The sequence below is a fragment of the Arcticibacter sp. genome, from assembly GCF_053551015.1.
In genome coordinates this window covers 313278-333759 of record NZ_JBMQOB010000021.1, presented here as the reverse complement: position 1 = coordinate 333759, position 20482 = coordinate 313278, and the positions used below count along the sequence as shown (strand labels likewise).

At 44.0% G+C, this 20482-nt stretch carries 16 protein-coding genes; all 16 read right to left on the bottom strand.

Annotation, left to right across the window (positions count from 1 at the left end; translation table 11 throughout):
• Nucleotides 1-16: 16 nt before the first annotated feature.
• The 16 genes from ACO1NU_RS15305 to ACO1NU_RS15230 all read right to left on the bottom strand — a co-directional run bounded on the left by ACO1NU_RS15305 (nucleotide 17) and on the right by ACO1NU_RS15230 (nucleotide 20473).
• Nucleotides 17-3193, bottom strand: a complete 3177-nt coding sequence (locus ACO1NU_RS15305) for a SusC/RagA family TonB-linked outer membrane protein (protein ID WP_448819364.1) — start codon at nucleotides 3191-3193, stop codon at nucleotides 17-19.
• A gap of 247 nt (nucleotides 3194-3440) precedes the next feature.
• The gene (locus ACO1NU_RS15300) at nucleotides 3441-4436 is read right to left on the bottom strand and encodes a GNAT family N-acetyltransferase (RefSeq protein ID WP_448819363.1); all 996 of its coding nucleotides are present in this window, start codon (nucleotides 4434-4436) and stop codon (nucleotides 3441-3443) included.
• A 121-nt stretch (nucleotides 4437-4557) separates the two neighbouring features.
• Nucleotides 4558-5955, bottom strand: a complete 1398-nt coding sequence (locus tag ACO1NU_RS15295) for a pectate lyase family protein (RefSeq protein WP_448819362.1) — start codon at nucleotides 5953-5955, stop codon at nucleotides 4558-4560.
• A 419-nt stretch (nucleotides 5956-6374) separates the two neighbouring features.
• Nucleotides 6375-8279, bottom strand: coding sequence for a polysaccharide biosynthesis protein (locus tag ACO1NU_RS15290; RefSeq protein ID WP_448819361.1), 1905 nt, complete (start codon nucleotides 8277-8279; stop codon nucleotides 6375-6377).
• Between the two features lie 99 nt (nucleotides 8280-8378).
• Nucleotides 8379-8879: a GNAT family N-acetyltransferase gene (locus tag ACO1NU_RS15285; RefSeq protein WP_448819360.1), complete on the bottom strand. Its 501-nt coding sequence runs from the start codon at nucleotides 8877-8879 to the stop codon at nucleotides 8379-8381.
• On the bottom strand, nucleotides 8876-9847 hold the full coding sequence (locus ACO1NU_RS15280) for a hypothetical protein (RefSeq protein WP_448819359.1): 972 nt from the start codon (nucleotides 9845-9847) through the stop codon (nucleotides 8876-8878). The genes ACO1NU_RS15285 and ACO1NU_RS15280 overlap by 4 nt, the downstream gene beginning before the upstream one ends.
• A 45-nt stretch (nucleotides 9848-9892) precedes the next feature.
• On the bottom strand, nucleotides 9893-10696 hold the full coding sequence (locus ACO1NU_RS15275) for a phytanoyl-CoA dioxygenase family protein (protein WP_448819358.1): 804 nt from the start codon (nucleotides 10694-10696) through the stop codon (nucleotides 9893-9895).
• A 60-nt stretch (nucleotides 10697-10756) separates the two neighbouring features.
• On the bottom strand, nucleotides 10757-11782 hold the full coding sequence (locus ACO1NU_RS15270) for a GNAT family N-acetyltransferase (protein ID WP_448819357.1): 1026 nt from the start codon (nucleotides 11780-11782) through the stop codon (nucleotides 10757-10759).
• A gap of 46 nt (nucleotides 11783-11828) precedes the next feature.
• Nucleotides 11829-13052 (bottom strand): glycosyltransferase family 4 protein, encoded by a 1224-nt coding sequence (locus ACO1NU_RS15265; protein WP_448819356.1) that lies wholly within the window; start codon nucleotides 13050-13052, stop codon nucleotides 11829-11831.
• On the bottom strand, nucleotides 13049-14101 hold the full coding sequence (locus ACO1NU_RS15260; protein WP_448819355.1) for an NAD-dependent epimerase/dehydratase family protein: 1053 nt from the start codon (nucleotides 14099-14101) through the stop codon (nucleotides 13049-13051). The genes ACO1NU_RS15265 and ACO1NU_RS15260 overlap by 4 nt, the downstream gene beginning before the upstream one ends.
• Before the next feature lie 25 nt (nucleotides 14102-14126).
• Nucleotides 14127-15254 (bottom strand): glycosyltransferase, encoded by a 1128-nt coding sequence (locus ACO1NU_RS15255; protein WP_448819354.1) that lies wholly within the window; start codon nucleotides 15252-15254, stop codon nucleotides 14127-14129.
• Nucleotides 15251-16141, bottom strand: a complete 891-nt coding sequence (locus ACO1NU_RS15250) for a glucosamine inositolphosphorylceramide transferase family protein (RefSeq protein WP_448819353.1) — start codon at nucleotides 16139-16141, stop codon at nucleotides 15251-15253. Before ACO1NU_RS15250 ends, ACO1NU_RS15255 begins: the two co-directional genes overlap by 4 nt.
• 9 nt (nucleotides 16142-16150) lie before the next feature.
• Nucleotides 16151-16768: a class I SAM-dependent methyltransferase gene (locus tag ACO1NU_RS15245; protein WP_448819352.1), complete on the bottom strand. Its 618-nt coding sequence runs from the start codon at nucleotides 16766-16768 to the stop codon at nucleotides 16151-16153.
• A gap of 26 nt (nucleotides 16769-16794) precedes the next feature.
• Nucleotides 16795-17517, bottom strand: coding sequence for a hypothetical protein (locus tag ACO1NU_RS15240; protein WP_448819351.1), 723 nt, complete (start codon nucleotides 17515-17517; stop codon nucleotides 16795-16797).
• A gap of 8 nt (nucleotides 17518-17525) precedes the next feature.
• The gene (asnB, locus tag ACO1NU_RS15235) at nucleotides 17526-19370 is read right to left on the bottom strand and encodes an asparagine synthase (glutamine-hydrolyzing) (RefSeq protein WP_448819350.1); all 1845 of its coding nucleotides are present in this window, start codon (nucleotides 19368-19370) and stop codon (nucleotides 17526-17528) included.
• A gap of 44 nt (nucleotides 19371-19414) precedes the next feature.
• Nucleotides 19415-20473, bottom strand: a complete 1059-nt coding sequence (locus ACO1NU_RS15230; protein WP_448819349.1) for a glycosyltransferase — start codon at nucleotides 20471-20473, stop codon at nucleotides 19415-19417.
• Nucleotides 20474-20482: the final 9 nt, after the last annotated feature.

Below are 20482 nucleotides of genomic sequence, written 5' to 3'. Positions count from 1 at the left end.
TTATTGTCCTTTAAAATTAAAAGCTAAACTCAACACCGAAAGTATAGGTCTTACCAAACGGGGTTTCCCATCCTCTTGTGGCGTACTGATTGACTTCCGGATCTGCTATTTTGTACTTGGAGAACGTTAATAAGTTCATTCCGTTAGCGTAAATCCTGGCATTGGAGACACGGATCTTGTTAACCAGAGCCTTAGGCAAATTATAAGAAAGCGTAACGTTCTTAAGTCGCAGAAAACTTGCGTCATGCATCTGACGACTGCTGTATTGCTGCGGATCGGTCAGGTCGTTACCATCCAGTTTAGGCAGCGTACCGCTGGTATTTTCAGGAGTCCACATGTTATCGTAGTAATCCTGAGATCTCATCCTTTCCCAATAATAGCCGTCGTCAGCCATGTCTTTGTAGGCGCCATCGTAAAGCTTACCGCCTATCTTGTAGTTGAAGTTAAGGGCTAAGTTGAATCCTTTATAATCCAGGTCAGTGTTTAAACCACCATAGACATCAGGGGTACCATCGCCAAGGATTTTGAAATTCGCCGTTGTAAAGTCGTATGTAGCTCCCCTTCCGTTGTATTGAAAGTCACCATCCTGCGGATTTTCGCCATTAACATACCATACGTTACGGCCATTTTCAGCATTGACGCCGCCCCATTCATAGCCATAGAAGCTGAGTGTGGGCTGACCTTCACGGTAGATGAACTGAGCTCTTGTATCGCCGCCCGTAGGATCATACCAGATAATGTCCTGCCCTTGTGGCTGGGTGCCATTTGAATACAGTTTTGTCACCTTCGACTTGATGAATGCAGCATTGATGCTGGCACTCCATCTAAGCCCCTCTTTTCTGATGATATCACCACCGAGCTCCATTTCAAAGCCCCTGTTATTAAGCTCCCCTACGTTCTTTAGCGTACTACTAAATCCGGTAACCAGGGAGATGGGTACATCCTGAAGCAACTCCTTGGAGTCGCGATTAAAATATTCGATGGTACCCGACAAGCGGTCGCCGAAGAGACCGAATTCCAGGGCTGCATTCGTGGAGTAGTTGGTTTCCCACGTGATCGAGGGATCTGCAATGGTACTGATCCCACCGCCTGCCTGGCCCATGTACCTGGACGTATAGCTGGTAAGAGATCTCCAGCCGTAGTTGGCTGATGGTGTGGTTCCGTTTGTTCCGAACGATGCCCGGATTCTGAGGTTGCTGATTGTTTCAGAGTTATTCAGGAACTCTTCCTGGCTGATCCTCCATGATCCTGCGACCGACCAGAAGTTGCCCCAGCGGGAATCCGGTCCCAGTCGTGATGAACCGTCCCGGCGGAACGACGCGGACGCATAATATTTCTGGGCATAGTTGTATTCAGCGCGTGATAACACAGAAACGATAGAGTTACCCCATGTATAGGCGCTCGCCGTCTGCGCACCTGATGTTGCGACAGTGTGCAAGGCGCTCGAAGGCATGTCTGTTCCGGTAGCCCTTTGAAAATCGGTTTCGTTCTTTTCAACCTCAAAACCCGCAAGCAATCCAAGGGAGTGAGAACCAAACTCTTTGTTGAAATTCAATGTCGACGAAGATACCAGCTTGTTCATATTGGTCGTGAGGGCTGAGGCAGTCCCGTTAGTGGCCGAGCCGTTGAAATGAACAGGACTGTAGTAGATATTGTCGGCGATCTGCGAGTTGTCATAGGAGAAAACCGATCTGAATGTCAGCTCCGGAAGTAATTTGATGTTAAGCGTTTCGTTAGCTGTAATACGTCGGGTAACGGAGCTGTTCTCCCACTCTTTATCGTAATACTCGGCGTTATAGGCAAAGCTCCCGTACCTGAGCGTGTAGGGTTGGCCGGTTTTATAGTCAGTAGGCCAATAGAAAGGGAACAGCAGGTTACGGGACTGCAGGAAGTAGTTCGTGCCAAGGGCACGGGTATCGTTGTAGCCCGACTGCTCACTTCTGGCAACGTTCACGTTTGTAATGAATTCTACGTACTTACCAACTTTCTGGGCAAGATTAATCCGTCCGGTGACCCTGTCGAAATCGTTGACCTTTATTCTGCTTTGATCTTTGGTGTAAGATAAAGAAGAATAATAGGTTGTATTCGGATCTCCGCCACTAAGGGATAGATCATTGGTTTGAAAAGTTCCGGTCCTGAACAGCGCGTCTTCCCAGTCAAAGTAAGTTCCTTCCCTGTTGACAATACCATCAGTCATCCCTTTGATGATCACGTTTTCGGATAATCCGGTACCCGCCGTCTCGAAGTAGTACCCGTGCCTGTTGAAGCGCTGGTTGAGACGGGTTAGGGCGTTTGTATTGGCAAACTGGTCTGTTCTGCCGGCTGAGGTGTTCAGATCATGAAAAACCCGGTACAGCATATTCGTTTGTTCCTGTACGCCGGCTGCTTCGTAGTTGTCTGTAGCCCAGGAAGGCGTCAGGCCTAACGAAGACTTGAAGTTGATTACAGGCCTGCCTTGCTTGCCGCGTTTAGTTGTGATCACGACCACACCATTTGCAGCACGGGAGCCATAGAGGGATGATGCCGCTGCGTCTTTCAGAACGGTGATTGATTCAATATCAGATGGATTGATTGAACTCATGATGTCATTGGTGGCATTGGTATAATCGCTGAGCTGACCCGCGTTTCCGGAGACCGCAGGTACGCCGTCGATAACGTAAAGGGGTTCATTGGACGCGTTCATTGACCCAATACCCCGGATGCGGATGCTTGAGGTAGAACCAGCTTGTCCCGATTGCTGATTGATCTGCACCCCAGCCAGGCGGCCGGTTAATGCACTTTGAAACGAGGTGGTGGGCGTTTCCTTGATCTTGTCCTGGCTGATGCTAGCAGCCGAACCGGTATAGGTACCTTTTTTAGCCGTTCCGTAAGCCACCACCATGACGGCGTCGAGTTCCTGCATGCTTTCCTGAAGGACGGCATTAACGACAGTCCGGCCATTTACGGGAACTTCCCGCTTTGTATAGCCAATGGCTGTAAATACGAGCACCGCGTTCGAAGGAACATTCGGAAAGACGTAGTTCCCCTCAATGTCGGTGGAAATACCGGTTTTAGTACCTTTAATGACCACACTGGTCATTACGGATGAGCCATCAGATGCAGAGGTAACCTTACCAGACACCCTGATCGGGGTTTGGGAAAAAGCCGCCACGCATAGCAGGAGGTTAAATAAAAGTAGAAAAGATTTTCTCATAATGGATTAATTCATAGAGTTTATAAACGGGATTCTAGTAGTTCTGATCACATTTATTAAAATGCCAGGTTTTAATCCTAATATTAAGCAATATTCTAAAGTTTTTTAGGTATAATTTTCATTTTTCTGGATTTTTGTGGTCCACTCGGAATATCAGGAGCATATTTCGACGAACAATGCGCCTTCAGGAGCCTTCAGATGGGTAATATTGAAGCCTAACCTCGGAAAGATGAGCTTTCCTGAGCGACTAGTTTACTAATGCTTCTTGCTCGGACGGGCCGGTTTTAGTTTGGCTAACAGAATTTCCGGCATCATCCTGAATGAATGTCCACTTTTCACTACTAAAAAACAACCTGGAAAAACCCGATTTCCAGCTAAACAGCTGATCTTCCCTGAAGTTCAGGCCTCCGCCAAGATTGAAATATTTCATACCGAGTTGCCGGCCGATTATACTTAGCTGATCGACAAGCAATTTGGCGGGGGACTCTGAAAGATACTCGTTACGGGTCCCGATCAGGTGGCCGTTAATGAACCCGTTGGTTAAGGTGACTATGGTGGCGCAAATGACTTCGTTTCCGGCAAATACGAAATACAATTTAGCTTCGAAATCATCAGCCTTTAAAAAATCGAAAAAGTACTGCTCATTGAACAGGTAGACATCTGTAGCGCCAATACGGTTCATATTCTCCAGATAGATGGAGATGAAGGTGCGAAGATCGGCTTCGCCATTTCCCTCTCCTACGTAGTAGCCTTTTCGCTCTAATTTTCGAATTTTCCCCATCAGGTTCCTTCTATAGTTCTTCCGCTGATATTCTATAGGAACGGAAAGATCGAGCACGACGGCTTTTCCTTCAGCAAGGTTCCCTCCTAAAGTATTAATCAAAAAATTTTGGTCCAGAAAGGGACTTAGTCTTGCTGTCACTTGCTGATATCCTTCCAGCTTAAGATACAAGAAGAAGGCATCTCTAAAGCCCATAAGCATTTGTTCACTGATATCGTGAAACTTTTTGTTTGAAACGGGGCCTACATAGCCATAAGCTGAAGCCAGATGTTGACTGCCCGTATTAGTCGATTTCCGAATCAGCGGAAATGCGATAAAGTCTTCATTGTATTGGTAGAGGAGCAAGATCGGACAGCCGCTTTTATCCAGGCTATGGTAATACCAGGTATGGTAAAAATCGTAACAGTGAGAACGTTGAATGATGGCCTTCCATTCTGTTTCTTCATAAATAGTTTTTATCATATAATCATTGTTTAGAGCAAACTTGAAATGATCTAACTTACCTGTTATCGGCGCCCAAAAACATCAAAACGCCAAAAGCTACCAATTGGCAGCTTTTGGACGTTTGATGTTAGAACCGGCCCTATAGTGTCGGACCTGCTCCTGCTGTTACTACTGCAGGCACATCTTTAGCATTTAGGAGAGCTGATTTATATTGATATGGAGCTGTCCATGATTTTTCGACTGTACGGATATCATTTGAACCACTCTTATCATAGTAATTGGTGTTAGAACCGCTGATGTAACCAACTGCGTCTCCGCCCAGGTACGTATCGATAGGTGTTGAACAGTTTGAGAAGAAGTTGTTGTCTGTACGAACTATACCATCGATTCTTGATCCTACACAATAACCATTCACGTTAGAGAAGTAGTTGTTGAATACGTGGGCTTCTCCTGCTACCATAGATGGAACGCGCTCGTTTAAGTTGTAGAAGTGGTTGTTGTAAAGAGTCACTTTGATTCCGCCTTTATCATTCTCACTTACACCCAGCAGCATCGCTTTATAAGTATCGTGAAGTTTGCTCCAGGAGATTGTGATGTATGATGATTTCTTAGTGATGTCGATCAGACCGTCATAGTATTCCCAACCGTTATTTCTATCTGCGAACAAATCACAATGGTCGACCCAGATATGGTCAGAGTATTTAATATTTATGCAGTCGTTATCGTCTGAGCCAGCTACAACATTCTTGATAGTCAGGTTCTGTACAATCACATTGGAGACTGAGAATATTTTTAGGCCGACACCGTTCAATGTACCGCCATTAGTACCTATAATAGATTTATTTGATTTCACATATACACTTCCGCTACCTGTGATTGTTCCTTTGACTTTGATAATCAGTGGTGAAGTAGATTCAACAGCTTTTGTAAGCTCAGTCAAGGTAGTCACGATAACCGTTTGTCCACCCTCGCCACCGGTTGTTTTACCGTTAACGTTAGCGAAGCCGATTGGTGTTCCTGAACGCTTAGCTTCCAAGTCAGCAACAGGAAGTTTTTCGTCAGCAACAGGAAGTTTCTCCTCGGCAACGGGAATCGATCCGGCACCCACGGCATATGTGTAAGATCTGCCATTTTTACGAGGATCTGTATTATCTGATGCGGAAAAAATAAGGCTTGTTCCCCAGTGGCTGAACTGGCCTTTTCCTATAGATCTGATATCACCGTGGCTGGCGTGTGCGGCTCCGAGCTCTTTACCATTTTCAAATATCCTAACAATGGAAGCTTTAGGATTCTTTGCGTCATCTCCTTTGATAGACTCAGGGATAGCGCGTTTTATTAATACAGCGTAACCATTATCAGATTTTGCTGAGCTCAAGTCAAGTGGATTTAATACAAGTTTCTTTGAAGAGGTTGCAGAAACTGCTTCAACTGAAGGTGTAAACTCAGTCTCAACGTCTTTTTTACAATTGCTAAAAAGCAGTACAGATGCAAGTAGAGAGGAGAATAACAAGGTGGACTGTGAATTAAAATTTTTCATTTTTCATATGGTTTTGTCCTTTTAACGGGAACAACCGCAAAAGGATACCATAGAAAAACTTGGAAATATGAATTACTTTTTTATGTAATCAACTAATTTAAAAGCAATTAAAAAGTAACTTACAAGAACACTTTCGAGAAAACCTCATCAGAATTAATCGCACGTAACATTCATTAAACAGTACGAAAATCGTTAGACGAAAACGCAAAATCCAACGCCTGATATTGAAACTAAATTAACCTATAAAAATTTTCAAAAAACTTTATTTTTTTTGAAAATAATCGTTTTTGGGGTCTAAGCTCCTCGATAAATGAGGAATTTCGGGGTGATAATTCTCACTAAAATCGGGAAATTTCACATATTATGCCAAAACGGACATGAACAATTTTTTGAAAAAATTTCTCATCGCTGCTCACTGTTCATAAAAGCTCTGCAATTTCGGGTTGAGAGTAGATGACATTAGTGCTCTTAAATTCGGGAACGATCTCCATCATCTTCCTGACAAGCATCTGGTCGCTGCTATTCTTCGCCAGTAAAAGCAACGCTTCTATCTCAGCCTGCACGTAGGAAAACTGATAATTAATCACTTTTGAAATCTTGATTTTGGCATGATCGGTAGGAATGTTATGTTCTTCCTTGTTAAGAAGCTCCTCATATAGCTTTTCACCAGGACGGAGCCCCGTAAACACGATGGGAATATCTGTATCCGGAGATAACCCTGCAAGTTTGATCATATTTACTGCAAGGTCGACGATCTTAACTGGCTCTCCCATATCGAATATAAATATTTCTCCCCCATTCCCGATCGCTGATGCTTCCATCACGAGCTGTACCGCCTCGGGGATGGTCATGAAGAATCTGGTAATTTCAGGATGGGTAATGGTAATTGGCCCTCCTTTTTCAATCTGACTCTTAAAGCGGGGAACTACGGAACCATTAGATCCAAGCACATTACCAAAGCGCGTAGTTATAAAGCGGGTAGTGTATTGGTAGTTACTCAATGACTGCGTGTACATCTCGGCTATACGTTTGGAAGCACCCATTACGTTGGTGGGATTCACCGCCTTATCGGTCGATATCATCACGAACTTCTTAACCTGGTATTCTACGGCGAGGTCAGCCAGATTCTTTGTTCCACAGACATTGGTCAACACCGCTTCTGAAGGATTATGCTCCATCATAGGCACGTGTTTACATGCTGCTGCATGAAAGACAATTTCGGGCTGATAGAGCTCAAACATGGTTCGCAGGCGCCTTTCATTCTGGATGTTGGCCATGAAGATTCGGGTTGCAGCTCCCAGATATCTATCCTCCAGCTCAAGTTGTAATTCATGCAAGGGTGTTTCCGCCTGATCGAACAGAACCACGAACTTGGGATTGTATGAGAGTACCTGGCGCACTATTTCCGACCCGATAGAGCCAGCGGCACCTGTAACAAGTACACGTTTCCCGCGCACTTCTTTGAAGATATTGCTTTTGTTAAGTATAATAGGCTCGCGCTGCAGAAGATCCTCGATCCTGATTTCGCGAAACTGCTTTAACATAAGCCTGCCATCCAGCCATTGTCCCGAAGGAGGAACAGAAACCACCTTTATTCCTGATTCTATACATTTTTCGATGGCCTCGTGCCTTCCTTTCACATCATGATAATCGTCCATTACCACAAGCTTTTGCACTGCATGCTTCGTCTTTAAAGACGCGATGCAGGAAGAAGGATAAACTTTTTTCTGTTCTATAGATTTATTTACCTTGTCTTGCCTGTCGTCTATAAAGCCCAGGACTCGGAGCCCTGTTTCGCGTCTTGACTCAAGTGCTCTTTTCATCAGGATAGACGAGCTGTCAGAACCGTAGATGAGCACCACCTCTCTTGAATTCTCTATTTGAAGATCTTGCTTCAAATACGCGAAGAAATGCTTAATGCTGATGCGGAAGATGATCAACACAGAAGTGGAGACAAAAAAGTTTAACAGAAGAGCGAGATAGATCCACTGGTCGACTCCGTTGAGCTTCGGCATGATCACGAACTTGCTGACCGCGGCAAAAAGCGTGCTTGCAATCATCACCGCCATAAACACCCGGAATATATCCTCCGTGCTCGAGTAACGGATGATTCCGGTGTGGATGCGCATGGTGACGAACACCGTCAAGGCAATCGCACTGTAAAGCCCCACATACCAGAGGGTACTGAAAGTAAAAAAATCCAGATACTCGAACCTGTTAACGATCAGACAAGAGGTTAAGAGAGCCCAAGCGACAATCACTTGATCGATCATCAATATCAGCCAGCGGGAATATGCTTTTTCGTTATAAATCAGTTTTTTCATAGGAGAGTTAAAATAGATTTGAGATGTAGACTCCAGAGTAAGCCAGGCGGCAGGCATTCGCCTTAGTTGAGTAAATTACAAATGGGAATAAGCTAAGAATCAGGACCAGATATAGTTAATGAATTTAGACCGCGTGAGCATCATCACCATAAAGTCGCCTTTCTCTTCTGTCTGCACGAAGCCCATCCTTTGGTAGACTGATCGTGCGGGAAGATTATCTTTATGAACTTCAAGGGTTATCCTTCGCAAGTCCAGCTCTGTGAATGCATGCCGGAGAATCAGTGATGATGCTTCTTTGGCTATCCCCTTTCCCCAGTATGTTTTATTTCCAATAAACAGATGAAAACGGGCATTTTTTCTTTGAATGCCGAGCAGCTGGATATTTCCGATATACCGATCAGTACCTTTTAGACAGATCGCAAATCTTCGCTCAGATCTGCGCTTTAGAACACCTTCCAACCACTCTTTTTCGATGTGATAGGTGATGTGGCGGTCTGGTCTAGCTTCGGTGTACTTCCAGACATCGGGATCGTTGCGCCACTTATAAGATATTTTTGCATCTTCCAGCTCAAGCGGCCTCAGGTAGACAGCGTGTTTCATAACAGTTCTTTAAGGGTATCAATAATGCGGTTCATGTCGTCTCGATCGTAACGATGATCAATGGGCAGAGCAAGAAGATGCTCCGCGAGGTAAAATTCATCTGAATCACTACTCACCCAATTTAACACGTTGGGCCAGTAGGTAGGAACAAATATTTTTTGAGCGATCAGTCGGGTCTTTAAACCCTGATGAGGTACCAGAAGAGGATAGGCCATCGGACCGTTTACTGAATCAGGGTCGACAGCCAATTCATTATAAGAAGACAGCGAACGATGAAGATAATTGAAGTTGTCGTTGCGCGCCTCCAGGCATGCTTCATAGTCGATGCTTTTCATCATTCTCCGGGACAAGGCAGACATATTCTTTATTTCGTTATCTTCCAGATCTACGTTATTGGCGATAAAATCTGCGTAGCCATGTTCTGCGCCTAAGTCGATACGTTTTATCAGATGTGAGAACCTTGATACCGATACATCGCTGGTGAGACTCAAACGATCTTCGCTACTGAGCTGGAGATAAGCGCCGTCCGGCACGCCAAAGAACTTCCTACAGGAGTAGAAGGTGTCGACGCCTGGCAGAGCGACGGAGAAAAACGCCTGCGCGTTGTCGACAATAAGATTGTCGATCTTTTCTTTAAGTGCCTTCACTGTATTTTCTTTCAGACCGAAATAGTTGGTATAAAGAAGGCACTCATTTGGAGCCACAGTGAAGTCGAGCACCGGATTTAATTGAACATCGACGTGATAAAACTGGTAAGCAATATTTATCTTCTTAACCGCGTCGAGCACCACATTGCAGGTGTAGTAGGGTATGTAGATTAATGTATAGCCTTGCACTCTGAGTATATATTCGAGACAGTTTCGGGCGGTATTCAGCTTTATAAAATTCGGATAGTATTCCTGCACCTCAGGAAGCTGCAGTTCTATATACCCTCCGAGGGCTTTGACGGATAATGTTTCGGGCATCATTTATTTGTTTGAGCGATACGGGGCGGCGGGCAGTTAAAACACTGGTTAGCCCTGCCCCGGTTGATACATTCTTTTATGCGGCGGCTGGTAATACTCGTATAGTGTTGCTGGTATACGCGACTTATAACCAATTATTTGTCTAAGATTATCAGATAAGCCTTCTCCGTATTCGTAACCCAGGCTCCGCGGATAATCAAATTGCTGTTTGATGTATGGGGGGGTGAAGCCAATGGTGAGTGCGCGCCTTACTTTATCCGTTGTATTGGACCCTGCAGCATGCCATAGATTAGAGTCGAACATAATAATACCGCCCTTTTTGACTATTGCTCTTACTGCATTATTATAAAAGTAGTCATGATCAGGGAGGCCATCTCGTTTATGAGAACCGGAAAGAAAATAGGTAGCACCATTCTCTTCGGTAAAGTCATCTAGTACCACGAGCATCTGAATCATCATCTTTATATCTCCGGTGAATGATCTTACATCGCGATGTATTTTCTGGACATACTGTTGGATGTTTTTAGAATTTATTACCGCACCAAATGAGTTCACGATAAACTTACCTTTAAGAAATCGTTCAATTTCCTCAGAGAAGTATCCGCGGCCCAGAAATTCAAGAGCGAAATTGTCCCGGTCGATAAGATGGTGCAGTGTACCGTCGGTATTCTCGCCTATTCCATTTTCTATCTGAATAGCCCTTCTAACCTGATAGGCGGCCTTGAGGGATTCATTGACAACATCGACAAATTCGGGCGTCAGTACGTTTTCGTAAATGACCCACCCAAACAAGTCAAGCGCTTCACTAAAGTCCTCGATCTTCTTTCCGGAGTACTCAAATTTGTTTTTCATAGGTAATGTTTTATTTCAAAATGGAGGAGAACAGATCTGGGTACGTCTGGTGATGCATGGCTAGCATCGGTATAATGGAAAATGTTGTATTTCGACTGCTTCTTCAGGTGTCCTCATCTCTACGAGGTATTCGTAGGCCAGCGGGTCTGCAACATAACACCATACTTTATCTTCCAGGAACAGGTTAGAGAAAGAAGACTTGTATTGGAAGAGGGAATCTTCTCGTCCCGCTACTCCGCCGCCAAGATGAAAGTACTCCAATCCCAAATCACGCCCGAGTAAGCTGATCTCATCTGTTAATAGTTTGCCTGGTGAACAATTAAGATAACCAGGATGGGTTGCAGAGAGGTGATTTCGGATAATCCTGTGTGAGTAGATTACGATCGCTCCGCAAATCAGTGTATTCTCATCGTAAGCCAGCAGCAACTTACTCTTGAATCTGTCGGTGTTGAGCAGGCCTGTAAAATACTTTTCATCAAAATAATAATGAGGTGAAGCGTTTAAGCGATCCATGTTCTCATGATATAAGTCCATAAAAAGTTGTATTTCATGAGTGTCCTTACCCTCGGTTATGCGAAAGTTCTTTCTTCTAAGTTGCTTGATTCTCCTCCGCAGCCGCTTTTCATAGTGCCCTCTTTGCTCTTCGAGCGGAACAGTCAGGTCCATGTATACGGTTTTACCGTTTTCATAGACACCGCCGAACTTCTCGAGCAGCATACAATGGTCAATAAAGGGGTTAAGACGGGCAAATACCGAAACACATTTCTGATCGGCAATAAACTGTAGAAATTCCATTTTGAAGCGATCCATCACAGATGCATCTAGCTCCGTAAACTCGCGATTGGAAAGAGGTCCGGAGTATCCGTATGCCGATGTAAAGTCTACGAATTCCGTATTTTCGATCTTCCTTTTTAGCAGAGGAAACATGATCAGTACGTCATCATGTTCAAAAACAAATAAAAGGGGTTCGCCTTTGGTTTGCAGCGAGTGATAATCTCCTGTATGATAAAAATCAGAATGAAGAGACCTTTCGATATATAAATTCCAACGATCTATTTCATCAATAGACACTATCTGGTAGGGCATATTCGGTTTTACAATTTTAGATAATAGGTTAGTTATTTTCGGGTGCTTAGTTACTGTCAGAGGCTTCGAGAATGCGGAGCATGTCGCGATTCACTTTATGAACATCGAATCTTTCGACGGCGTAGCGTCTTCCGTTTTCTCCAAAGCGCAGCACTTCAGGCCTGTTGTTAATGAAGTATTCCATTTTAGAGACAAGCGCGCAAACATCTTTAACGGGCACTAAAAAGCCGTTAGGGTAGTTTTCGGAAGTGGAGATGGTTTCTTTACAACCAACAGAGTCTGTGGTAATGATACCTCTTCCCATCGCCATTGCTTCCAACATACATCGCGGAAGACCTTCTCTGTAGGAAGGAAGCACCACAATGGATGATTCTCTAATCAAGGATCGTATATCATCCACTTCACCGAGATAATTCAGCACCGAGCCGGATCTTATTTTATCATACAGATCTTGGTCAATAGCATCCACATTATCATCATAGGGGCCTGCCAGCTGGAACCGGACGGCTGGATACTTCTCCCCCAAAATCAGTGCTGCCTGGTAAAACTCTCTGACACCCTTCGCATTAATCAAACGCGCAATCATAAGAAACGTCAGGGTTTTTGTATCAGGGGGACTTGAGTAACTGTAATGTTCGAGATCTACGCCAGATCCGCTGACAACAAATGTTCGGCTTTTCTGACTGATGATCTTGTTTTGAATCAGTGTTTTCCGGTCATCATCGTTATGAAATATAATTTTCAGCCCCTTTCTGGAGGTTAATGTCAGCTTCAGGAGGTTTTTAGTTAGCGCCTTAACTATTCGCTTGGCGTTATTATCCTGAAATGTGTTTCCAAGACCGGTTAACATAGGAGTTATGTGCTTTACTCTGCAAGCTGCTGCAACCAGGCCGCCATAGATAACCGGCTTGAATGCGTAGGGGAACACAACATCGGGTTTCACGATTCTAATGGTTTTATACAGATCAAGGATATACTTTATATCGGATGCAATCGAAACATTGCTCCCGTTTAATGAGTTCTCATGAATGATGACCTTCCATTCAAGCAACTTTGTCCGGATATGATCTTTCAGGATTTTGGGAGTAAATATGTTTACCTCGTTGTTCAACGTTAGCGCCTCAATTAGCTTCCCTCTGAAGTCTATCAATGAGCCGGAGGAATCAGCGATGATCAATATTTTCCTTTTCATGATTTGCTGATGGGGTGGATTAAGGGACTTGCCGCGGGCAATTCCCTGTTGCTGAACCTGATCTGGAATCATCGTCATATTGCAGATACATGTTCCATTGTATCCTTGAGTGGAGCTTCATTAGAATAGAAGTCGGCATACCACTTGACGAACTTCTCTACACCTTCAGCGATGGATACTTTCGGTCGATAGTTCAGTTTACGCTCCATCTCTGTGGTATCTGCCCAGGTTTCGGCGACATCTCCGTCCTGCATCGGATAATAGTGCTTGATGGCCTCCGTACCGAGGCATTTCTCTATTTCATGAATGAAGTCCATTAAGTTGACAGACTCTCCGCGACCGATGTTATAGATATTACACGAGCCTGAGGGACAATCTCCATCATCTATCACTTTGACCAGGCCTTCTATAATATCATCAATAAAGGTAAAATCGCGCCGCATGTCGCCATTATTGAACACCGAGATTGGCTGCCGGTCTTTGATTGCCTTGGTGAAGGTGTATAGCGCCATGTCGGGCCGCCCCCAGGGTCCGTACACGGTAAAGAATCTTAATCCCGTTGTTTGTATCCCGAACAGGTGACTGTAGGTATGGGCCAGAAGCTCGTTGGTCTTTTTAGATGCAGCGTACACAGAAATAGGTCTGTCGGCTTTATCCGCAGTGCTGAATGGGATCTTGTTATTCAATCCATAAACGCTGGAAGAGCTGGCATACACCAGGCGGGTTACAGCATTGTTTCTGCAACTTTCAAGTACGTTCAGGAAGCCCGTCACATTAGAATCGATATAGGCTGCAGGGTTAACAAGACTATACCTGACGCCAGCCTGAGCGGCTAAGTTTACAACGAGATCAAAACCATTGCCCGCAAACAGTTGATCTAGCCTCCCGGCATCAGTGAGGTCAAGTTTGATGAACTGATAATTGGGAAAATCAACAGATAAGACGGGCTTACCATATTCGATTTGATCTTCAGCTATCCCCGACTCCCGCAGACGGCAATACTTCAAACTGACATCGTAATAATCATTAAGATTATCGACGCCAATTACCTGGTCTCCGCGCTGCAACAAACGGGTAACCAGATGATAGCCGATGAACCCGGCACTACCTGTTACTAAAACTTTCATGTTATTGAATTCAAATTGGTTATAACTATACCTGAACATTGTGGGTACAAGGGTTCTTATACCGCAGGGAAACTTCCCTCAAAACAGAATTCATAAAGTTATCGGGAGTACGGTTCTTCAGATAGGCAGCTGAAATCTCAGGATAGCTTGCATTTTCAACTTTGAGGGCGTTCTGAATAGCCAGCGTCAGCGCTTCAACATTGTTTACCTGCACCTTGCCGATATTTGGAATATTTTCTATTCCGCCGGCGCAGAGCGTTGACACCACGGAAGGGTTTACGGCCATCATCTCCAGCAGCACATTCGGAAAGCCTTCCTGAATCGAGGAGACGACGCATACTTTGGCATTTTTGAAAAAGGGAATCGGATTCCTGACATGACCTTTAAGGATAACTCTCCCTTTCAGATTTAGCTCCTCTATCAGGTTTTCAAGCTTATTCCTCTCCTTTCCATCACCTAGGATCACTAATTTCAAGTCTTCGTTTGTGTCTTCTAACCCGGAAAAGGCTTTGATCAGAAGATCGAAGCCTTTGATCGGGATCAAACGCCCTGCAGAACAGATGTAATTGCCCCCGGAATCCTGATCATCCGGCATATGGAGTGCCTTGGATCGTACTTGTTCCAGATTGAAGGGATTATTCAGTACAATGGCTTTATCTTCAGAAAGGAACTTATTGTGGTGAAGCAACTCGGCGCGCATCAAATCAGTCTGACATATCACCAAATCAACAGCAGGATATCCTAAGCGGTATGCGAGACTATAACTTAGTCTCTTTAGTCCGCTATATCTTGAAAACAGGCAACAGCTCTCCCGGACGATCACAGGCACTTTGATAAGCCCTACTCGTTTGAGAAAGCCCAGATAAGCGTTCAAATAAGAATGGCTACTAAACAGTATGTACCCGTCTGAGTATCCATGAACTTCCTTCACCAGTTTAATAAATCCCAGCAGTAAAGACCCATCGGTCAGATACGTTCTCTTTCCCGATCCGGCTTTCAAAACGTTGGAGAACATCCGCTTGAGAAATATCATAGCACTGCTCTCTGACTCAGCCAGCAACTGCAGAACATTCTCAGCCCCGCCTACTGCATTCGTCATAGAGATGAAGACCATGCGCGGAGGCTGATTATCAAATTCCTTCAATCTGCTCATCTTCTCGATCTTAACTTTTTTACCAATTTCTTTATCGGCATTATTGGAGAGCTAAGGCGTCTTTTTCCATCAAACACAATTATGTCTCCTGTGAAACTTATATTGTGGAGTCCCCTATCGTATGGTGATTCAGGGAATATTTCAAATTCGATCTCCTGCTTGTACTCGCTTTCGGAGATCGCTTCAACCTTACTGATAATAATGGAGCCACCATAACGATCAGAAGGATTCTGGCTGGGCCTGTAAAGCTGGTCGTTCACGACAAAGAGCTCTCCGGCATTTCGGCTCGCGTTATCATCTACGACTATAGGATTAAGAATATGAGGTATAAACTCGTCTTCCAGGGATTTAGCGTGATAGATATATAATTCTTTACTTCTTTGAGAGATGCTGGTAAAAAGCCAATATTTCTCTTTATAAAAGATCATCGAGGTATCCACATACTGCTCGCCGCGGAGTAGGGTTCTGACTTTTTTAAACTCCTTTATATTTAAGGGATCAAGCTGATATAATTCAACCTCCAACGATGCTGATGTCTCCGGGATGCAATAGAAAACATTATTTCCTTTGAAAACATAGGGGTAGGATGCATGAACATTCTGATGTTCCAATCCGATGATCTTGCTCTTCGTTTGAAAATCGAAATTTTCAAGCACTTTCAGCTCTCCTTTACCATTCCAAAAGTTCAGTTCTTCGTAGAATACATAGAGCTTTCCGCCTACTTCTTTTACAAAAGGGTCTGCCGCATATTCAACCGTATCCTCTTTCATCCATTTAATTTCCCTGTTTAATCTCTTGTTCTCCATCAGGCTTTCCTTCGTTTGATTGACAAAGCCAATGTTCCACTTATCCGCGGTAAATATTTTCTTAAAAAAATAGCTGATCATCTATGCGGTTTAAAAGCTCGACTGATAAATAACTATTGTACTCCATGCCACTTGCCCCGGATACCTTCTTAACTCGCGAAAACCCCCGGCATTCAGAATCTGTTCATGACAGCTTGGGTTACAGTAGATCAACTTAACTGCCCTCGGTACTTTTCGTATGGATGCAACGATATTCTGAAGAACAACTTCCATTACCTCCCAGGGGAAGGGATTGTAAAAGTAGAAATGGTTGTATTCGTCGATATCCGTGAACGTTCTTGCATCAGAATGAAAAAGATGTAGATTGTTGATGTTTAACTTTTTGAAATTCCGTTGAGCTATCGACTGCAGCTTTTCTGATAACTCTACGCCTGCTATCTTTCTAAAAGCATACTTTCTGAACAGAACAAGCAAGGCTCCCTTTCCTGATCCATAGTCGAGAATTGAATCCTCCTGCGTGATACAAAGGTCATCCAGTACTCTTCTCAACTCAGGGAAATACGCGGAAGAAGAAAAATAAACGCCGTCTGACTTGCTGACGTGGGTCTGCTCATTATCCAGCTGCTTAGTGAAGTCTATTCCCCGAAGTCGTTCAAAGACCACGATCATCCGGTACCTGTTCAGACGGAGTATTGATTTTATTTTCATCGTGTCGTGATTTAGATCCTTAGATTTTATTTCAGCAGTCTGGAAACCAGCACCAGAGCGTAAGGTAGAAAGTCGCTTTCCTCCCGCAGAGTGCCGCCGAAGCCTTCTTTAAAGCGGTTTATTCCTGCAAGAACCTGGTCTTCGGTATTTAGGGCGTATCCGCCGAGGTCATATTGAGTAAAGCCTAGCTGTTTGAAGTGGCACATGTCGGCAAAATGGAGTAGCCTGTTTGCGCGCCCGATAATCGCCTTCATCTCAACACTATCTTCATTCCGGTAAAGTGATGCAGTATGAAGCAACCTGACCCGCTTAAGGGTGGGATCGACAACATAGGAGTGCATTACAACATCCAGATTCCCGTATGTAGCTTTGGTAACTATCAGATTCTCACCATAGCACCTAATTTTACTGCTATTTATGGGCGGGAGGTTCTTAGTCGGCGCAAATAAATTATAAAAGCTCAGAAAATTCTTGTGGTTGTTCTCAACAGTTGTGATGATCCCATCTCTCATTGCTCTGTTCACTTCATATAGTGTATTCTTTTTAAATCCCCGCTGAATAACACTCTCATCCTGAGTAAGGTCTATGATCTTGGTATAGAAGGCTTCTCTCTTATATCCTGCGGCAGGCTTGCACTGCGCACTCTGCTTATATACCGTAGTAAAGCAATTCCAGATGCTGGGCTGAGAACCAAACCAGATGATCCGCCGCTTCAGGAAGGGCGTTAATTCAATTTGAATGGATAGCATAACAGAGTCTAGATGTTAATCAATGAAGCTTCAGCCACTTCATGCGTGTTATATTTTTTCAACCATTGACTCAATACCAGGAGCTTCCAAATCTGCGGATAACGATTCCAACGGGAAGTCATGTGTTCATCAATGATTTCGAGTGTTCTTTTGACATTGATCCCAGGGATGTTTTTCAGTTCATTTTCAGAGAGTGTGTCCAGTACATACTCTTTCAGTTCGCCTCTGAACCAATCCCTAAAAGGCATAGTAAAGCCGGCCTTGGGCCTGTCGAATATAGAAGCTGGTAAGTAATTATAAAGGATGTCTTTAAGCACCCTCTTCTGATTGCCGCGGTCATATTTAAAATGTAGTGGCAAGCTCCGACCAAACTCAATCACTCTATAGTCCATCAATGGAGACCGCGATTCCAGCGAAAAGGCCATAGATGCCCGATCCACTTTCGTATTTATATCTTCGTTAAGATAGGTCTTGATATCAAAATCCGAGAGGTTTTCCAGGAAAGAATTGTCTGACTTTAATACGTTCATGAACGGCGTCTTTAATCCCTGATCAGGATTGAGCAGCCAGGAGTTTTCCATTCCTCCGATCATTTTCACGTAAAGTGTCTCGAGGTCTTTCATCGATATACCCATCGCAATCAGCTTATGGGTATACTTCGGAGAATAATGCAGTAATGAGGCTAAGGTCTTACGCGCACCTAAAGGGATCTTAAAAACGGAAGAGACGTTTTTCATCCATTTATATCTGGAATAACCCAAAAAGCCTTCATCGCCACCATCGCCACTTAGGGCAACTGTTACATGCTGGCGGGTGTATTTACTCAGCAGCATAGAGGGTATGGCACTCGAATCCGCAAATGGTTCATCATAGTAAGAAGAAAAGTTGCTGATCAGATCAATGCCCTGACTATAGTCGCATTCAATCGTGTGGTGCTCTGTACCCAGACGATCAGCTACCATCGCAGCATACATACTCTCGTCAAAACCTTTCTCATTGAATTTAATGGAAAAGGTTTTAATACTCCCTGCCTGCTGCGATGCCTTAGCGGCTACAAGAGAAGAATCAATCCCTCCTGAAAGGAACACTCCGAGTGGAACGTCTGACTGAAGTCTGATTTTAACAGCGTCGGAGATTAGTTCATCCAAATGAGATTTCGCTTCTTCGTAGCTACCTGTAAAGCGGCCGTCCGCTGAGTAGTCGAGATCCCAATATTTCTCAAGCTTCAGGTTTCCGCTCGACAAATGAAAAACGAAGTAGTACCCGGCAGGCACTTTTTTCACTTCTTCCCAAATGGAGTCTGGCTCGGGAATATAGCCCCAGATCAGATATTCATGAACAGCACTTTGATTTAGTGTCAGATCGCGGTACAAACCTATGGATGAGGGTTGGCTGGCAAATTCAAATTCTTTTTCGCGGTGTAAATAGTAAAACGGCTTTTTTCCAAATCTGTCTCTCGCCCCAAACAGCGTCCTGCTTCGTGAATCGTAGATCACGAAAGCGAACATCCCGTTAAGTTTATTGACACAGGCCGATCCGTACTCCAGATAAGATGCACATATAACCTCAGTGTCTGAGGTGGTACGGAACCCATATCCTTTAGCTTCCAGGTCCTTTTTCAGATCAAGGTAGTTGTAAATCTCTCCATTGAACACGATCCATAGATGCCGATAAGAAAATGGCTGATTCGAACGATTGTCTAGATCTAAGATCGCAAGACGGTTATGACCTAACACCACGTCTTCACAGCGCTGAACTCCCGAGTAATCGGGTCCTCTGAATTTAATAGTATTCAACTTGGCGCCAATCACCTCGTCACCATACTGAACAGTCGATCCGTAAATACCACACATATCGAAAATTTTAAAATTATTAAGTACAAAAAGATGATAGGAAACTAGCCAACAAGGCATTGATATTGTTCTGAGACCTTGTCGATGGCACATCTCTGATATACATGCTCTTTTATTGCCACAGCATCCCACTCATTTTCGCAAGCGACAATTACTTTACTTTTGAACCCTTTGAGATCTCCTTGCTCAACAATATAACCGTTAAAACCATCTCTTATGAGATTGGATATTCCACCGACACGAAAGCTAACTACTGGTACACCGACTGACAGTGCATCCAAGACGGCATTCGGAAATCCCTCTGTAAATGATGTCAGAACGAAGACGTCATGCTTGGCAATTGTTTGAGTGATATGAGTGCTCTGACTCAAGAAAGTAATCCGGCTTTTCAGATTCATAGACTCCACCTTCTGATCAATCTCCTCTTTCAATACACCGGTTCCAACAATCGTTAATGTATACTCTTTAGGGAGTCCTGCAATAATGTCCAACAGCCTGTCGAACCCCTTCTCTCTAGCGAGTCGTGCCACAATGATCAGCTTCTTCTCAGTTGCAGATACCAGCTCCCGTTTTATGACAGATGTATAATTGACGGGATTCGGGATGACTATCAGCTTTTGCGAATCAATCTTGAACTCTCTTAATAGTGATTGCTTCATTTCATCCGATTGGCAGACTATGGTATCAAATCGTTTGTAGGAGCTCTTTGTAAGCATGTTCAGCGCTTTGTCTCTTCTATCGGAAAATAAGCGCATATGATCAGGAATATTAGAGGCCCTCGCAATTAATACGGGGACATGAACAAAGCGCGATACTAACGATATAAGTATGTTGATATGATCAGTCGTCGAAAACACCGCGTCAGGCTTTTCTTCCCTAAACAGTTTACAGAGCTTGAAAAAAGAGCGCGATGCTCTCTGGCTCTTCAGGTCAAGGAAGCGAACACCATCTACGTTCATGGAAAAACAGTTATCGCTGGAATCAAAAAGAACCACAGTAACGTCGTAGAACAGTTTGTCAAAGCCTTGCGATAAAGTCCAGAAAACCTTCTCTGACCCGCCGGCACCAAGGGAAGTAATCACAAAAAATATCTTTTTCTTCATAAAAGTATC

Excerpts from the sequence above, each read along its gene's own strand:
- ACO1NU_RS15305 (WP_448819364.1), bottom strand. The coding sequence starts at position 3,193 with ATGAGAAAATCTTTTCTACTTTTATTTAACCTCCTGCTATGCGTGGCG.
- ACO1NU_RS15300 (WP_448819363.1), bottom strand. The coding sequence starts at position 4,436 with ATGATAAAAACTATTTATGAAGAAACAGAATGGAAGGCCATCATTCAA.
- ACO1NU_RS15295 (WP_448819362.1), bottom strand. The coding sequence starts at position 5,955 with ATGAAAAATTTTAATTCACAGTCCACCTTGTTATTCTCCTCTCTACTT.
- ACO1NU_RS15290 (WP_448819361.1), bottom strand. The coding sequence starts at position 8,279 with ATGAAAAAACTGATTTATAACGAAAAAGCATATTCCCGCTGGCTGATA.
- ACO1NU_RS15285 (WP_448819360.1), bottom strand. The coding sequence starts at position 8,879 with ATGAAACACGCTGTCTACCTGAGGCCGCTTGAGCTGGAAGATGCAAAA.
- ACO1NU_RS15280 (WP_448819359.1), bottom strand. The coding sequence starts at position 9,847 with ATGATGCCCGAAACATTATCCGTCAAAGCCCTCGGAGGGTATATAGAA.
- ACO1NU_RS15275 (WP_448819358.1), bottom strand. The coding sequence starts at position 10,696 with ATGAAAAACAAATTTGAGTACTCCGGAAAGAAGATCGAGGACTTTAGT.
- ACO1NU_RS15270 (WP_448819357.1), bottom strand. The coding sequence starts at position 11,782 with ATGCCCTACCAGATAGTGTCTATTGATGAAATAGATCGTTGGAATTTA.
- ACO1NU_RS15265 (WP_448819356.1), bottom strand. The coding sequence starts at position 13,052 with ATGACGATGATTCCAGATCAGGTTCAGCAACAGGGAATTGCCCGCGGC.
- ACO1NU_RS15260 (WP_448819355.1), bottom strand. The coding sequence starts at position 14,101 with ATGAAAGTTTTAGTAACAGGTAGTGCCGGGTTCATCGGCTATCATCTG.
- ACO1NU_RS15255 (WP_448819354.1), bottom strand. The coding sequence starts at position 15,254 with ATGAGCAGATTGAAGGAATTTGATAATCAGCCTCCGCGCATGGTCTTC.
- ACO1NU_RS15250 (WP_448819353.1), bottom strand. The coding sequence starts at position 16,141 with ATGATCAGCTATTTTTTTAAGAAAATATTTACCGCGGATAAGTGGAAC.
- ACO1NU_RS15245 (WP_448819352.1), bottom strand. The coding sequence starts at position 16,768 with ATGAAAATAAAATCAATACTCCGTCTGAACAGGTACCGGATGATCGTG.
- ACO1NU_RS15240 (WP_448819351.1), bottom strand. The coding sequence starts at position 17,517 with ATGCTATCCATTCAAATTGAATTAACGCCCTTCCTGAAGCGGCGGATC.
- asnB (WP_448819350.1), bottom strand. The coding sequence starts at position 19,370 with ATGTGTGGTATTTACGGATCGACTGTTCAGTATGGTGACGAGGTGATT.
- ACO1NU_RS15230 (WP_448819349.1), bottom strand. The coding sequence starts at position 20,473 with ATGAAGAAAAAGATATTTTTTGTGATTACTTCCCTTGGTGCCGGCGGG.